Here is a 15046-nt window from a genome sequence, read left to right on the forward strand (position 1 = left end):
CGCCCCCCGGCGCGCCCGCCACGCAGCGGCCGACGCTGCCCCGGCGCCGCGCCCAGCAGCACCTCGCGCCCCAGCTGCGCGAGACCCCCGCCCCGCGCCGGGCACCCGAATCCGAGCAGCCCGTGCACGACCCCGGCCTGATGGCGGCCTTCCAGCGCGGCTTCGGCCTCGCCCAGTCGGAGCGGCAGGCATGAACCGGGCCCCCGGCCCGGACCCCTCACCCCAGCAAGGAGCGCACCCCCATGGCCGGAGAAGCGGCGACGAAGACAGGCAGCCTCTCGGACCTCGACTGGCTGCTCGGCGGCCTGGTCCAACGCGTGCCGTACACGCGCAGCGCGGTGCTGCTCACCGCGGACGGGCTCGTCACCTGCGTCCACGGACTGGACCCGGACAGCGCCGACCACATGGCCGCCCTGGCCTCCGGGCTGTACTCGCTGGGGCGCAGCGCCGGATCCCGGTTCGGGGACGGGGCCGAGGTCCGGCAGGTGGTGGTCGAGCTGGACACGGCGCTGGTGTTCGTCTCGGCGGCCGGGTCCGGGACCTGCCTGGCGGTGCTCGCGGACCGGGAGGCGGACGCGGGCGTCCTCGGATACGAGATGGCGATGCTGGTCAAGAGCGTCCGCCCGTACCTGGCGGCCCCGCCGCGCCGGCCCGCGCACGCCGTCGACGCGGAGCGATGAGGGTCTGGGCACGGGGGGACAGGGGATCCGGTGCGGCGCGCGACACGCCCTGGCTGGACGATTCGGCGGGCCGGGTGATGCGCCCGTACACCGCCAGCGGCGGGCGCACCCGGGCGGCCGTCCACCTCGACCTGCTGTCGCTGGTGACCGCGACCGGTGTCCGTCCGCGCGTTCCGCTCGGCGCCGAGCACACCCTCGCGCTGCGGATCTGCGCGGGCGCGGCCGGGGTGACCGTCGCCGAGGTGGCCGGGCACCTGCGGCTCCCGGCGGTGGTGGTGAAGGTGCTGCTGTCCGATCTGGCGCAGCACGGGGCCGTCTCGGTGCGGGCGCCCCGGTTCCCCGGCGGCGACTCCTTCGCCGACGACGACCAGACCCTGCTCCGGGCGGTGCTCGATGGCCTACGTCGGCGACTGTGAGGCCCCCGCCCCGCCCGCGACCCTGAAGATCCTGGTCGCGGGCGGGTTCGGGGCGGGGAAGACCACCTTCGTGGGCGCGGTCAGCGAGATCGAGCCGCTGTGCACGGAGGAAGTGCTGAGCGGGGTGGGTGAGGGCTGCGACCCGATCGAAGGGGTGGAGGCGAAGGCGACGACGACGGTCGCGCTGGACTTCGGCCGCCTCACCCTCGACGACCGGCACGTCCTGTACCTGTTCGGCACGCCGGGGCAGCAGCGCTTCTGGTTCCTGTGGGAGGAGCTGTGCGCGGGCGCCCTGGGGGCCGTGGTGCTGGCCGACACCCGCCGGCTCGCCGACTGCTTCCCCGCCGTGGACTTCTTCGAGCGGCGCGGGATCGCCTTCGTCGTCGCCGTCAACGAGTTCGACGACGCCCACCGCTACACCGCCGAGGAGGTCCGCGAGGCGGTGGGACTCGGCGCGCGGGTGCCCGTCGTCCGCTGCGACGCGCGACTGAGGGGTTCCGGTACGGGGACCCTCGCGGCCCTCGTCCACCATCTGCTGTCCACAGCGAAGCAAGCCCACTCGGATCCGGGGGAACCGCCATGACCTACTACGAATCGACCGGCCACCTGCTCCTCACCCCGGTGGACCGGGAGGCACCCGCACGCGCCGTCCGGCTGCGCGAACTGGGCCTGGGGGAGCGGGTGGACGCGGAACTCGACGCCTTCGCGGCGCGGGTCGCGCGGACCCTGCGGACCCCGTACGCGGGTGTCAACTTCGTCGGGGAGGAACGGCAGTTCTTCGCCGGTCTGCACCACCGCCCGGACGCCGCGCAGGCCGGATACCCGGCGCGGGTGCTGCCCAGGGACCACGGCTACTGCCCGCACGTGGTGGTGCGGCGCCGCGCACTGGTGCTCCAGGACGTACGGGACTTCGCGCGCTTCGCGGGGAACGCGGTCGTGGACGAGAGCGGGGTGCGCTCGTACCTGGGGGCTCCCCTCACCGACCGGCGCGGCGTCGTCCTGGGAACGGTGTGCGGGGTGGACGTGGTGCCGCGGCGCTGGGGGACGGAGGGCCTGACGACGGTCAAGGCGCTCGCCGCCGACCTGGTGGAGCTGATCCACGCGCGGGAGGACCGGGGCCGCTGACGCCGCCGGGCCGGGCGGGGGTGACGGGGCGTACCCCCGCCCGAGGCCGCCCCGGCCCGGTCAGCCCAGGAAGCCGCTGATCCGCTGCCGCAGCGAGGCCGCGTCCAGGCCGTGGGCGGCGGTGTGCTCCTCCATCGTGCCGTAGCGGCGCAGCTCGGCCCGGCCCACCCCGAGCGGCAGGATCCGGTGCGGCACGTCCATCAGGGCCTGCCCGGCGGCCGCCGCGGAGGTTCCGGCCAGGTAGGGCTCGACCAGCACCACCTCCGGTGCGGCCCGGCCCACGGCGGCGCGCAGGGCCGCGTCGTCGAAGGGGCGCACGGTGGCCGCGTAGAGCACGGTGGCGTCGAGGCCCTCGGTGGCGGCGAGGACCTCGTCGAGCAGCGGGCCGACGGCGAGGACCACGCCCGCGCTCCCCGTCCGTACGGTCTGGAAGCGCAGGTCGCCGACGGGGCGCGGGGCGGCGTTCGACTGCGCGGTGAGCCGGACGTACACCTTGTCGTCCCCGGCGGCGTAGGCGTGGCGCAGCAGCTCCTCCGCCTCGTCGGGGTGGCCGGGCGTGTGGACCGTCCAGCCGTCGAGGGTGTCCAGCAGCGCCACGTCGCCCGGCGCCATGTGGGTGAACCCGCCGGCCGGCCAGTCGTAACTGGCGGCCGCGCTGACCAGGACCCCGCCCGTGCCCTGGTGCCCGAAGTCCAGCTTGACCTGCTCGAAGGGCCGCTCGACCAGGAAGCTGGCGAAGGTGTGGACCACGGGCCGCAGCCCGGTGAGGGCCAGGCCGCCGCCCACGCCGACGAGCAGCTGTTCGCGGATCCCGACGTTGATCACCCGGTCCGGATGGCGCTGCCGGGCGGGCCGGAACCCGTCCATGGTGATCTCCGCGAGCACGACCGCCAGCCGGTGGTCCTCGTCGAGCAGCTTCGACGTGACCGAAACGAACCGGTCCCGCATGGTGTCCATGACCCGCCCCCCTCAGAACTTCTTCTCGACACGGGCGACGACGGCGTGCGGCCGGCCCGGATGCGGCGCGGTGCAGGCCGCGTGCAGCGCCTCGTGGTCGCGCCCGTCCACGGTGACCGCCGACCAGCCGGCCGCCTCGAAGCGGGAGGCGATCCCGCCGCGCCAGCCGTGGGTCGCGGAGTCGTTGTCGATCACCAGGGTGTGCAGCCGATCCAGTCCGGCCGGGCCGGCGTAGGCGATGGCCTCGTGGTTGCTGCCCTCGTCGAGCTCCGCGTCCCCGATCAGCACCCACACGGCCGGGTCGTCCAGCCCCTGGGCGCGCAGCCCGAGCGCGGTGCCGACGGCCAGCGGCAGCCCGTGCCCGAGCGAGCCGCTGCCGATCTCCACGCCGGGGACCAGGGTGCGGTCGGGGTGGTGGCCGAGGGGGGAGTCGTAGGAACCGAATCCGGCCAGCCACTCGACGGGGAAGAACCCCTTCGCGGCGAGCACGGCGTAGTAGGCCATGGGCCCGTGCCCCTTGGAGAGCAGGAACCGGTCCCGCTCCGAGGCCTCGGCGCTCGCGGGCCCGACGCGCAACACCCGGTCGTAGAGCACCCACAGCGCGTCGAGCGTGGAGGTGGCGGCGGGCCCGTGCTTCTCCGCCCCTGTCATGAGCGCGATGAGTCCGCCCAGATCCTCGTAGCGGAACCCGGTGTCCGCGATTGCCTGTGTCATACAGTCACCATGCTTCCTCAAGCGGACTTGAGGTCAAGCCGCCGTCGCCGGATCCGTCACATCCGGCCGTCCGGGGAAACCCGCGCGCGACCACCCCCGGAAGTGCGGTATTGTTCTGGTGCTGGTCCGGCCAGGGGAAACCCCAGGTCAACGGCCATCGGGACGTGGCGCAGCTTGGTAGCGCACTTGACTGGGGGTCAAGGGGTCGCAGGTTCAAATCCTGTCGTCCCGACTGTGCTTTATGCAGGTCGGAGGCCGTTCTCTCATCCGTGAGAGGGCGGCCTTTTCCATGCCTGGAATCCTGGTGGTCGCATTGTGGTCGCACGCCCGCTTTGGGGTTGGTTGGCGGTGGGGTGGAAGCCGGTCGGGGCGGGGGAGCGGAGCCGGTTGAGGGCTTCGCGGAGTCGGTGGATGTGGTCGCGTGGTGGTCGCAGCCACGTCGGCCGGTCCGTCCGGTGGCCGGTCTTCTCGGCTTCGGTGAGGGTGTGGTCGATGGTGTCGACGGCTTCGCGGGCGGCTTGTTGGGTGAGGTGGCCGTAGATGTTGGCGGTGGTCGAGAGGGTGGAGTGCCGCAGCGTCTTGGAGACCACGGTGAGCGGGACGCCGGCGGTGATGGTGATGGTGGCGGCGAGGTGCCGCAGGTCGTGAACGGTGATGCGGGGAACGCCGGCTTCGTCGGACAGCTTTCGGAGCCGGTCGAGCACGCCCTGCGGGCGGAGTGGCCGGCCGTCGGGTCGGCAGAACACGAGTCCGGCGAAGGGATCGCCTTGATCGCCGCGGGAGAAGGTCCTTGCCCGGGACCGGTGTTGGAGTGCGGTGGCAACGCGGGGTGAGATGGCCACCCAGCCGCGGCTTGACCGGGTCTTCGGGCTGGTGAGGACGAGTCGGTTGTTGTCGATCGCGGAGAGTGTGCAGCGGACGTAGACGACCCCTTCCGGCAGGTGGACGTCGTTCCAGTGCAGGCCGAGAGCCTCGCCCTTGCGCATGCCGGTGCCGATGAGGAACTCGAACAGGTCGGCCATTTCCGGGTCTGCCCGGTGGCAGTGCTGGAGGAAGCGGACGGCCTCGTCCGCGGTCCAGATCCGTCGCTCTGGCGACGGTGGACGGTGAAGAGCCGGGGGGCTGGCTGGGTTGTGGGCGAGGCGGTGTTGGCGGAAGGCGGCGCCGAGGGCGCTGGAGAGGGTGGCAAGGCAGCGGTAGAGGGTGGTCTGGCCGCGGCCGGCGGCGAGCTCGCTGGTGACGAACGCGGCGATGTGCCGGTGTCCGAGCTCGTCCAGTTTCAGGGTCCCGAAGGCCGGGACGAGGTCGTTGTGGACGTAGTCCCGGTATCGCGCGATGGTGGTCGGCTTGAGCACGAGGGCCTTGGCGGCGAGCCAGGCGGTCAGGTAGTCGGCGACGCTCTGGTTCGAGTCGGCGTTGAATCCGCCGGCCTCGCCCTCCAGGAACCTCCGCAGCGCCCCCTCGGCCGCGTCGTGGCTGACGAATCCGCCACGGCGGACGGTTGTCCGGCGGTGCCGCGGTGCCGCGGTGCCGGGACGTCGACGGCGGCTGCTGGTCGCGGCCACCATCACCTACAACGTTGTCGAGGCGATCGTCGCCATCACCGCTGGGGCTATCGCCCCCTCCACTGCGCTGATCGGTTTCGGCCTGGACTCGGTCATCGAGGTCTCCTCGGCCGCCGCGGTCGCCTGGCAGTTCTCCGGCCGCGACCACGCTGTCCGCGAGGCACGGGAGAAGACCATCCTACGGATCATCGCCTTCTCGTTCTTCGCGCTCGCCACGTACGTCGCCGTCGACGCCGTCCTGCCGCTCTCTGGCACCGGAGAGGCCGAGCGGTCCATCCCCGGCACCGTGCTCGCCGCTCTGTCCCTGGCCGTGATGCCGTTCCGTTTCTGTCGGCCGCCCAGCGCGAGGCCGGGCACGAACTCGGCTTCGCCTCGGCGGTTGCCGACTCGGACGCTTCCAGGGTGCGACCACAGGCGACCACCGCGCTCCCGAGGCCGCCGCGACCAGTGCCTTTCCCTTGTTGGCGCTCGATGAGCGGCTTGGAACCGCCGGGCTGGGTGCCGGGGAGCGTGCGCCCACTGCACCCGCTCGCCGGTACAGCGGCCAGGTCCGGCTCCGCCTACCCCGCGCAGCGGTACTCGCAGCGGGCCGGCGGTACCAGCTCAAGGCCTCGGGCCGCCGCCTCGGTCTACGGACGGCCGTGGCGCTCGACGGGCTGCCCGGGCGGTGAGGCTGCGGAGCGGGTGCCCTGTCTTCGCCGCACATGCTTCAGGTTGGGGGTGTGGCCGTCGTCTGTTCGTCGGTCAGGCGGGCCCGCCAGTCGCTGACGTAGTCGTCGGGCATGGACGCCAGGCGGGCGATTTCCCCGTCGCTGCGCCCATCGGACCAGGCCAGGATCCGTGTCACGGTGCGGTTCCGTGCCGCGCGGAAGTCCTTGAGCATGTTCTCGAGGCGTTCGGCTTCCTCGGCTTCGCGGACGAGCTGCTGGTCGACGGCGGAGCGTTCCTCGGCGCGCAACCGGCGCAGATGGGCGTCCAGGCCCGTCAGGACCAGACCCTCCTCGTGCGCGGAGTTCTGGAACCCTTCGGCCAAGGCCGCCAGCACGCAGTCGGGGACGTCGGCGAGGGTGGCCCCGGGGGGCTTGGCTGCCTCCCAGGTGCCCCGACCCGCCTCTGTCGTCTCCAGCCAGACGCGGGCGTCTGTCGGAACACGGTCGCCGCACGCCTGCGCGCGGTAGGTGTACAGGGCGGCACGGTGGCCGTAGAAAGTGAAACCGTCCTCGATCTGCCGGTCGGCGGCGCGGCACATCCGCCCCGGTACACCGCCATAGCCGCTCTCGGGACTGTAGTCGGCATAGGTATCGAGTTCCGCGTCCGTGGCCAGGCCCCAGGAGGGATCGCACAGACCGGGGTTCATGGCGAGGAACGCGCCGACCTCGATACGCCAGGCAGGGATCGGTGTCGTGCGCAGCCTGGGCCAGCGGAGATCGCCGGAGGGGTCGAAGGTGTGGGTCGCAGCCTGCTCGATGTCGTCCCAGGCGGTGGCGGCCTCGGCCGACCACTCCAGTTCGTCGTCCGGTCCGATGCGGTGGATGGAGTCCACGAGCCGCTGCACGGCGGGGAGTATGCGCAGGGCGAGCGCGTGCAGTTCCTCAGCGGTGAAGAAGCGCCAGGAGCAGCCGCGCTGTTCGTCATGGGTCAGGTGGCCGAGCAGCTGCACCATGATTCCGGAGGCCGGGACGGCTCCGTCGCCGAGCGCCCTGCGAGGGAGGCCGGGGAGCTGGCTGCCGAGGTCTTCGGACGGGGCCCGCCAGTCGATGTCGCCGAACCATACGGCGCCGTCGCGTGCGTCCACTGCCAGCCACTGGCGGTAGCCCGCACCCGGGCCGTAGCGCTGCTCCTGCTGCTCGGCGTGCTCGTCGTGCCATACGTACTCGGCCGGAGGCGGGTCCAGCTCCACGGCCATGAAGCCGTCCCCGGGGCGGTAGCCGGTGAGGACGCGGGCCGTTCGCGGCGCACTGTCGGCGGCGGTCATGAGGGGTTTCCTCTCGCTGGAACGTCAACCGCCGCAAACGTAGGGCGCCCGCCACGCAATAGTTTAACTTTCAGCCACCGCGTCCGGTAGTCGGACAAGCCGGGAGACCTGGCGTCACCACCCGGTCTACGCGCGTGCGGCCGCCGTCAACTTGGCGCATTTCACGTGGGTTCACGCTCCGTTCACCTCCGGTGGCCGCCCGCCGCAGCCTCATGCGAGCGCGGCCAGCGCTTGCGCGGCGAGCATCTGCTCCAGGTCCAAGACGGCGCGCGGGGCGTGCCGGGTGTCGATGCGAACGGCGTAGATGAAGCGCGTCAACTGCGGCTCGGCCAGGGGGCGGGCCACGACCTGGGTGTTGGCGCGGGGCAGGGCGAGTTGCGGCATGACGGCCACGCACAGGCCTGCGGCCACGAAGCCGAGCACGGTGTTGAAGTCGTCCCCCTCGTATTGCAGGCGGGCCTGGAAGCCAGGCGTCTTGGCCATCTGGGAAAGCAGTTCCAGGCGCAGTGCGGCCTCCGGAGCCGCGATCCAGGTCTCGGACGCGAGGCTGGCCAGGTCGATGACCTCCCTGTCGGCCAGGCGGTGGTGTGCCGGGACCACGGCCACCACCGGATCCCGTGCGACCAGCGTCCGGCGCAGCATCCGGGGCGACGGGACGGGGATGAAGTCGTAGTCGTAGCTGAGGGCCAGGTCCATGTCCCCCCGCTTGAGCCGGTTGTAGCAGGCCTCGGGTTCCAGTTGGCTGAGGCTGACCTGCACGTGGGGGTAGGCCGCGTGGAGTTGGGCCAGCGCTTGCGGAACGATGCTGGTAGCGGCCGAGGCGAAGGCGCCGAGGCGGATCCGTCCGGCCGTACCCGCGCGCATGGCGTCGAGTTCCACCGATGCCGTCGCCAACGCGTTGCGGACGCCCTGCTCGGCGTCGAGAAGGACTTCGCCGGCCGGTGTGGCGCGCACGGGCCGGCGCTCCAGCACTCTCAGGCCCGCGCGGCGTTCGAGTTCGGCGATCTGCTGGGAGACCGCGGGCGCGCTGTAGCCGAGCTCGCGTGCGGCGGCGTTGAAGGAGCCGTGCCGCACGACGGCTTCGAGGGTGGCGAGCAGGCGGGGGTCGAGTCCGTGCACGGAGTTAAGGCTCACTTATCTGTCGCGAAGATGTGTTTTCTTGTGATTGCGGATGAACGCCAGCAGGATTCTTGCTCGCGGCAAGAAAAACGCAAGCCCGTGCTCCCGGATCGTGACCGCCCCTCCACCTTGTCGCCGGGGCGCCCTCCGCCAGTGCCCCGTCCGCCCCGTCCGCCTTTTCTGCCGCAGCCCGCCGTGGCCGGGGACGTCCGGCGGGGCGGGTGTGCACCCGGCCGTCGACGATCACCCCTCACGCCCTGAAAGGAAGTGGTATGCCCCAGCCACCACTCATCGGACTCACCACCTACCTGGCCGACGCCCGGTGGGGCGAGTGGGACCTGCCCGCCGCAGTGCTGCCTGCGGCCTACGCCGGCTGTCTCCAGGCCGCGGGCGGCCGGGCCGTCCTGCTGCCGCCGGACGCCCCGTCGGCAGCGGCCGATGTGGTCGCACGTCTGGACGCGATCGTCCTGACGGGAGGCGAGGACGTGGATCCCGCCCTGTACGGCGCCCGGCCCCACCCGCGCACGGGGCCGCCGGTCCGCGAGCGCGACCGGTGGGAGCAGGCTGTACTGGCCGCTGGTCTCGCCCGCGACATACCCGTGCTCGGAGTGTGCCGGGGTATGCAACTGATGAACGTACACGCCGGAGGCACCCTCATCCAGCACCTGCCCGACAGGGTGGGCCATCACGGCCACAACCCCTACCGGGGCCACTTCTGTGCCCACACCGTCACCACCGCGCCGGGGACCCGGATCGGCGCCCTCCTGCCGGGGACCCGCGAGGTCGCCACGCACCATCATCAGGCCGTGGACCGCCTTGGCTCCGGGTTCATCGTGGCAGCCCGTGCGGCGGACGGCACCGTCGAGGCGATCGAGAGCACCCGGCACCGCTTCGCCGTGGGCGTCCAGTGGCATCCGGAGATGGGTGTCGACACGCCGGTGGTGCACGCCCTGGTGGATGCCGCCGGTTCCGCCGCAGACACCGATCGGGCGGCTTCGGTGGCAGGACGGAAATTGCGCACGGTATGAAACTCGCCGGGCCGGACTTTCCCGACACAGGTGTCTTGACACCCTCCGGCGCACCCATCAGGATCACACCGTGAACCTGTCAGACAGCCAGACAGGTGGCCAGGCCCCGCGGCGCGTCAGCGCGATGGAAGCGGTCTTCGGCCACCTGCGCAGCGCCATCGAGCGCGGTGAGTACGTCGTGGGCGACAAGCTCCCCTCCGAAGCCGAGTTGTGCCGGACCCTGGAGGTCAGCCGGCCCGTGCTGCGGGAGGCGCTCCGAGCCCTCCAAGCCATCGGCCTGACCGCCTCCAAGAGCGGCAAGGGCACGTTCGTCCTGGCGAACACGGTCGAGGACCCCACCTTCGGCGACTACGTCGCCAGCGACCTGCTGGAGGTGCGCCGGCACGTCGAGATCCCGGTCGCCGGGTACGCCGCGCTGCGCCGCACCCCGGAGGACCTGGACCATCTGGGCCATCTGCTCGACCGGATGGAGCAGGAGACCGACACCACCGCGTGGGTGGCGATGGACACCGTCTTCCACCTGGCGGTGGCCGAGGCATCCCGCAACCCCGTCTTCCGCCGCGTCATCGAGGAGATCCGCGACGCACTGGCGCGTCAGTCGACCTTCCTCAACGAACTGGGCGGCCGGCGCGAGCAGTCCAACTGCGAGCACCGGGCGATCCTCGAGGCGCTGGCCGACGGTTCCGAGCACGACGCGGTGGAGGCCATGTCCCACCACCTCCTGCGGGTCGAGACGACCCTCACAGAAATCGTGCGCCCCCAGCGCGCGGCCACCTCCACGGAAGGCAGACCCGAGGCGTGAGCGAGCAGTTCCTCAAAGACGAGAAGCGCCCCACGACCCGTCACGTGGACGCCGGGGACACCGGCTACAGCAAGTCCTTGACACCCCGGCACGTCAACATGATCGCCATCGGGGGTGCGATCGGCACCGGGCTCTTCCTCGGCGCGGGCGGACGCCTCGCCGACGCCGGCCCCTCACTGTTCGTCGCCTACGCCGTCTGCGGGATCTTCGCGTTCCTCGTCGTACGCGCGCTCGGCGAGCTCGTCATGTACCGGCCGTCCTCCGGCGCCTTCGTCTCGTACGCCCGGGAGTTCCTCGGGGAGAAGGGCGCGTACACCGCGGGCTGGATGTACTTCCTCAACTGGGCGACCACCGGCATCGCCGACATCACCGCCGTCGCCACCTACACCCATTACTGGCGCCTGTTCTCCGACGTCCCGCAGTGGGTGATCGCGCTCATAGCCCTGGCCGTGGTCCTCACCGTGAACCTCATCTCGGTGCGGATCTTCGGCGAACTGGAGTTCTGGTTCGCCATCGTCAAGGTCGGCGCGCTGGTCGTCTTCATGGCCATCGGGATCTTTTTCCTCGTGACCCGGCACCCCATCGACGACGCCGTGCCTGGTCCGTCCCTGATCACCGACAACGGCGGGATCTTCCCCAACGGCCTGCTGCCCATGCTGCTGATCATCCAGGGCGTCGTCTTCGCCTACGCCTCCGTCGAGCTGGTCGGAGTCGCGGCCGGTGAGACCGAGAATCCCGAGGAGATCATGCCGAAGGCGATCAACTCGATCATGTGGCGCGTCGGCCTCTTCTACGTCGGCTCGGTCGTCCTGCTGTCGATGCTGATGCCGTGGAACAGCTACAGCGCCGGCCAGAGCCCCTTCGTGACCGTGCTCTCCCACATCGGCATCCCGGCGGCCGGCGACGTGATGAATCTGGTCGTTCTCACCGCGGCCATGTCCTCGCTCAACTCCGGCCTCTACTCCACCGGCCGCATCCTGCGCTCGATGGCCGTCAACGGCTCCGCCCCGAGCTTCACCGCCCGGCTGAGCCGCACCCAGGTGCCCTACGGCGGCATCCTGCTCACCAGCGGCATGTGCGTCCTCGGTGTCGGGCTCAACTTCGTCGTTCCGGCGGACGCGTTCGAGATCGTGCTCAACCTGGCCGCCATCGGCATCCTCGCCACCTGGGGCATGATCATGCTCTGCCACCTCCTCTTCTGGCGGAAGACCCGTGACGGCGAACTGACCCGTCCCTCCTACCGCCTGCCCGGGTCCCCGTGGACCGAACTCGTGACACTGGCCTTCCTCGCCTCCGTCCTGGTCCTCATGTACGCCGACGGAGGAGCGGCGCGCACCACCGTGCTGTGCGTGCCACTGATCGCCGCGGCGCTGGTCGCCGGCTGGTACGCCGTCCGCGGCCGCGTGGCGCGCGCCGCCGCGAAGAGCGAGGGCTGAGCCAAGCGGCGGGCGCGGCCCGGTCCCCCCGGGCCGGGCCTGCCGCCGGCCACCCCGGTCAGCAGCAACCCACCACTAAACGAGGCAGTGATGCGCAGCAGTCTCCTCGCGGACGCGCCCGCGATGCGCGAGCCCCAGCATGCACCCGTCGCCCACGTCACCCGGGGCGGCGTGATCGAGGGAGTCCACTACGGATCCGTCGTCGTCCTCGGCGGTAATGGCGACGTCCGGTTGAGCATCGGAGACATCGAGGCCGCCTGCTACCCGCGCTCAGCCCTCAAGCCGGTCCAGGCCCTCGCCATGGTGCGGGCCGGGCTGCCGCTCGACGGCGCCCTGCTCTCCCTCTCGATGGGCAGCCACTCCGGCGAGGAGCACCACCTCGCAGGTACCCGGCTGATCCTCGAACTGGCCGGCCTCACCGAGGACGACCTGCGCAACGTCCCCGACGTGCCGTACGCCCCGGCGGTCCGGGATGCCTGGGTGCGCGAGGGCCGCGGGCCTTCCCGGCTCGCCCAGAACTGCTCCGGCAAGCACGCGGCGATGCTGTACCTGTGCAAGCTGGCCGGCTGGCCCCTGGAGAGCTACCTCGACCCGGGCCACCCGCTTCAGAGGGCGATCGCCGAGGTCGTCGAGGAACTCACCGGCCAGCACATCGCGAACGTCACCGTCGACGGCTGCGGAGCCCCGCTGTTCGCAGTGTCCCTGCACGGCCTGGCCCGCGCCGCCGCCCGCATCGCCACGGCCGGTCCGGACACCGCCGGGCGCCGGGTGGCGGACGCGCTGCGCGTCCACCCGGAGATGGCCTCCGGCACAGGGCGAGACACGGCCCAGCTGATGCGCGCGGTGCCCGGGCTGCTGACCAAGGACGGCTTCGAGGGCGTCCAGGTGGCCGCGCTGCCCGACGGCCGCGCCGTCGCAGTGAAGATCGCCGACGGGGCGGACCGGGCGCGCATCCCGGTGACGGCCGCAGCCCTCGCCCGGGCGGGAGTCGAGCCGCGGCTGCTCGCCGGGTTCGAGGGCGAGCCGATGACCGGCGGCGGCCGGCCCGTCGGCGGCATCCAGCCGGTGGCGGCGCTGGACCCGCCCAGCATCCCCGCCACCGCCTGACTCCACCCCCTTTCACCACCTTGACCCACCCACCTCAGGAAGAGGGCCGCACACCCATGACCGCCGCCACCCGTAGCGAACACGACCTGCTCGGAGACCGCGAAGTCCCCGCCGACGCCTACTGGGGCGTCCACACCCTGCGCGCCACCGAGAACTTCCCCATCACCGGGACGCCCATCTCCGCCTACCCGCACCTGATCGACGCCCTCGCCGCCGTCAAGGAGGCCGCAGCCCTCGCCAACGAGGAACTCGGCCTGCTGGAGCCCGCGAAGGCAGCCGTGATCATCGCCGCCTGCCAGGAGATACGCGGCGGCAAGCTCCACGACCAGTTCGTCGTCGATGTCATCCAGGGCGGCGCCGGCACCTCGACCAACATGAACGCCAACGAGGTCATCGCCAATCGGGCGCTGGAGCTGCTGGGCCACGCCAGGGGCGAGTACCGGCACCTGCACCCCAACGAGGACGTCAACCTCGGCCAGTCCACCAACGACGTCTACCCGACCGCCGTTCGGATCGCGACCGCCTCGGCGGTGCGCGGCCTGCTCGAAGCCATGGCCGTCCTGCAGGCCGCCTTCGCCCGCCAGGCCGCCGAGTTCCACGACGTGCTGAAGATGGGCCGCACCCAGCTGCAGGACGCCGTACCGATGACCCTCGGGCAGGAGTTCTCCGCCTTCGCCGTCATGCTCGACGAGGACCGCAGCCGGCTCGCAGAGGCCCTCGGACTCATCCACGAGATCAACCTCGGCGCCACCGCCATCGGCACCGGCCTCAACGCCCCTGCCGGGTACGCCGAGTCGGCCCGCCGCCACCTCGCCGACATCACCGGGCTGCCCCTGGTCACCGCGGCCGACCTGGTAGAAGCCACCCAGGACTGCGGCGCCTTCGTCCAGATGTCCGGCGTCCTCAAGCGCATCGCCGTCAAGCTGTCCAAGACCTGCAACGATCTGCGCCTGCTGTCCTCCGGGCCGCGCGCCGGACTCGGCGAGATCAACCTGCCGCCGGTGCAGGCGGGCTCGAGCATCATGCCCGGCAAGGTCAACCCGGTGATCCCGGAGGTCGTCAACCAGGTCGCCTTCGAGGTGATCGGCAACGACATCACCATCACCATGGCCGCCGAAGCCGGACAGCTCCAGCTCAACGCCTTCGAGCCGGTCATCCTGCACTCGCTGTCGAAGTCCGTCATCCACCTGCGCGCGGCCTGCCTCACCCTCGCCGAGCGCTGCGTGGCCGGCATCACCGCCAACACCGAGAAGCTGCGGGCCACCGTTGAGAACTCCATCGGCCTGGTGACCGCCCTGAACCCGCACATCGGATACACCGCCGCCACCGACATCGCCAAAGAGGCCCTTGCCACCGGCCGGGGCGTGGCCGAGCTCGTCCTGGAGCGAGGTCTGCTGCCGGCCGAGCGGCTCACCGCCCTGCTGCGGCCAGAGGTGATCGCGGGAGCCAGAGCGGCCGGGGCCTGACGCGGGGCTGCGCCGGCTCACGCATGCTCTTCCCGCGAGGCCGCGGTCCTTTGCCGGGTTGCTCGTTGTGCTGATGACGGCTTCGGCCGGCATGGGGAGGCGGGATGGCAGCACCAGTGAGGGTTCGTGGCCTGTCTGAGCAGGACGGGGCACCCACCGATCGAGTGACGGGAAGGCCCTCGTGCCGACGGCCGCCTCGGCCCTGCGCATTTCCGCCGCAGCACGGCTGCAGATCACCCAAGAGAGCGGTGAGGGTCACGTTGAGGGAGGCGGGCCCGGTTTCGCCTGGGAGTGTTCCCGCGGACCGGGGCGCGCAGGGCCCGACTGGGTCTTGCGAGTAGCGCCTGGAGGTGACGCCGGGTTGGGGACCACATGGGGACCAGCATCGCCGCACGCTGGTGCACCATACGTGTGTTCGCGCACGTTACCCGCCCTCAAATAGCGGCACATGTCCCGATTGTGGCCCTGGCGCAGCCATCTGGGGGTCAAGGGGTCGCAGGTTCAAATCCTGTCGTCCCGACTCGGAAGAGTCGTGGGGGGGGGGGGGGGGGGGGGGGGGCTTGTTTAAAAATTACCCCACCATCCTTCGCTTGCCCGGGCCGTCGCCGGCGCGCGGGGGCCCTGCCCCCCCCACCCCCCCCACCACCCCGGCGCCC

15 protein-coding genes, 1 tRNA gene and 1 pseudogene are annotated in these 15046 nt (G+C 71.7%); 12 read left to right on the top strand and 5 right to left on the bottom strand.

What is annotated here, in order from left to right; all coding sequences use genetic code 11:
• The 5 genes from ACEPPI_RS36685 to ACEPPI_RS36705 all read left to right on the top strand — a co-directional run.
• Positions 1-194, top strand: a 194-nt coding sequence (locus ACEPPI_RS36685) for a hypothetical protein (protein ID WP_373919599.1), incomplete at its 5' end; no start/stop codon positions are given.
• A gap of 48 nt (positions 195-242) precedes the next feature.
• Positions 243-680 (top strand): roadblock/LC7 domain-containing protein, encoded by a 438-nt coding sequence (locus ACEPPI_RS36690; RefSeq protein ID WP_373919600.1) that lies wholly within the window; start codon positions 243-245, stop codon positions 678-680.
• Positions 677-1096 (top strand): DUF742 domain-containing protein, encoded by a 420-nt coding sequence (locus ACEPPI_RS36695; protein WP_373919601.1) that lies wholly within the window; start codon positions 677-679, stop codon positions 1094-1096. Before ACEPPI_RS36690 ends, ACEPPI_RS36695 begins: the two co-directional genes overlap by 4 nt.
• Positions 1074-1679, top strand: a complete 606-nt coding sequence (locus tag ACEPPI_RS36700; protein ID WP_373919602.1) for an ATP/GTP-binding protein — start codon at positions 1074-1076, stop codon at positions 1677-1679. The genes ACEPPI_RS36695 and ACEPPI_RS36700 overlap by 23 nt, the downstream gene beginning before the upstream one ends.
• Positions 1676-2221, top strand: a complete 546-nt coding sequence (locus tag ACEPPI_RS36705) for a GAF domain-containing protein (protein ID WP_356225112.1) — start codon at positions 1676-1678, stop codon at positions 2219-2221. The genes ACEPPI_RS36700 and ACEPPI_RS36705 overlap by 4 nt, the downstream gene beginning before the upstream one ends.
• Before the next feature lie 60 nt (positions 2222-2281).
• On the opposite strand, the gene ACEPPI_RS36710 is transcribed toward ACEPPI_RS36705, so the two are convergent.
• The gene (locus tag ACEPPI_RS36710; protein ID WP_373919603.1) at positions 2282-3178 is read right to left on the bottom strand and encodes a transketolase family protein; all 897 of its coding nucleotides are present in this window, start codon (positions 3176-3178) and stop codon (positions 2282-2284) included.
• Between the two features lie 12 nt (positions 3179-3190).
• The gene (locus tag ACEPPI_RS36715) at positions 3191-3892 is read right to left on the bottom strand and encodes a transketolase (protein ID WP_373919604.1); all 702 of its coding nucleotides are present in this window, start codon (positions 3890-3892) and stop codon (positions 3191-3193) included.
• Between the two features lie 158 nt (positions 3893-4050).
• Here ACEPPI_RS36715 and ACEPPI_RS36720 point away from each other — a divergent pair.
• Positions 4051-4124 (top strand) — tRNA-Pro (locus ACEPPI_RS36720).
• 31 nt (positions 4125-4155) lie between these two features.
• On the opposite strand, the gene ACEPPI_RS36725 is transcribed toward ACEPPI_RS36720, so the two are convergent.
• Positions 4156-5460, bottom strand: coding sequence for a tyrosine-type recombinase/integrase (locus ACEPPI_RS36725; protein WP_373919605.1), 1305 nt, complete (start codon positions 5458-5460; stop codon positions 4156-4158).
• On the opposite strand from ACEPPI_RS36725, the pseudogene ACEPPI_RS36730 reads away from it, so the two are divergent.
• Positions 5369-5847 (top strand): annotated as a pseudogene (locus ACEPPI_RS36730) (hypothetical protein); the annotation flags it as partial. The gene ACEPPI_RS36725 and the pseudogene ACEPPI_RS36730 overlap by 92 nt on opposite strands.
• Positions 5848-6166: 319 nt before the next feature.
• On the opposite strand, the gene ACEPPI_RS36735 reads toward ACEPPI_RS36730, so the two are convergent.
• On the bottom strand, positions 6167-7432 hold the full coding sequence (locus tag ACEPPI_RS36735; RefSeq protein WP_373919606.1) for a hypothetical protein: 1266 nt from the start codon (positions 7430-7432) through the stop codon (positions 6167-6169).
• Positions 7433-7642: 210 nt separating this feature from the next.
• Positions 7643-8551 (bottom strand): LysR family transcriptional regulator, encoded by a 909-nt coding sequence (locus ACEPPI_RS36740; RefSeq protein ID WP_373919607.1) that lies wholly within the window; start codon positions 8549-8551, stop codon positions 7643-7645.
• Between the two features lie 272 nt (positions 8552-8823).
• Between ACEPPI_RS36740 and ACEPPI_RS36745 the strand changes: the two genes are divergently transcribed.
• From ACEPPI_RS36745 to aspA, 5 genes are all read left to right on the top strand, one after another.
• Positions 8824-9579: a gamma-glutamyl-gamma-aminobutyrate hydrolase family protein gene (locus tag ACEPPI_RS36745; RefSeq protein WP_373919608.1), complete on the top strand. Its 756-nt coding sequence runs from the start codon at positions 8824-8826 to the stop codon at positions 9577-9579.
• Between the two features lie 70 nt (positions 9580-9649).
• Complete coding sequence (locus ACEPPI_RS36750) at positions 9650-10381, top strand: FadR/GntR family transcriptional regulator (protein WP_078613352.1); 732 nt, start codon at positions 9650-9652, stop codon at positions 10379-10381.
• Positions 10378-11817: an amino acid permease gene (locus tag ACEPPI_RS36755; RefSeq protein ID WP_257553328.1), complete on the top strand. Its 1440-nt coding sequence runs from the start codon at positions 10378-10380 to the stop codon at positions 11815-11817. Before ACEPPI_RS36750 ends, ACEPPI_RS36755 begins: the two co-directional genes overlap by 4 nt.
• A 90-nt stretch (positions 11818-11907) precedes the next feature.
• A complete protein-coding gene (locus tag ACEPPI_RS36760; protein ID WP_373919609.1) occupies positions 11908-12924 on the top strand; it encodes an asparaginase in 1017 nt (338 codons plus the stop codon).
• Positions 12925-12980: 56 nt separating this feature from the next.
• Positions 12981-14390, top strand: coding sequence for an aspartate ammonia-lyase (gene aspA, locus ACEPPI_RS36765; protein ID WP_373919610.1), 1410 nt, complete (start codon positions 12981-12983; stop codon positions 14388-14390).
• The last annotated feature ends 656 nt before the right edge of the window (positions 14391-15046 follow it).

The organism is Streptomyces sp. AB3(2024) (assembly GCF_041862025.1).
Lineage (GTDB): Bacteria > Actinomycetota > Actinomycetes > Streptomycetales > Streptomycetaceae > Streptomyces.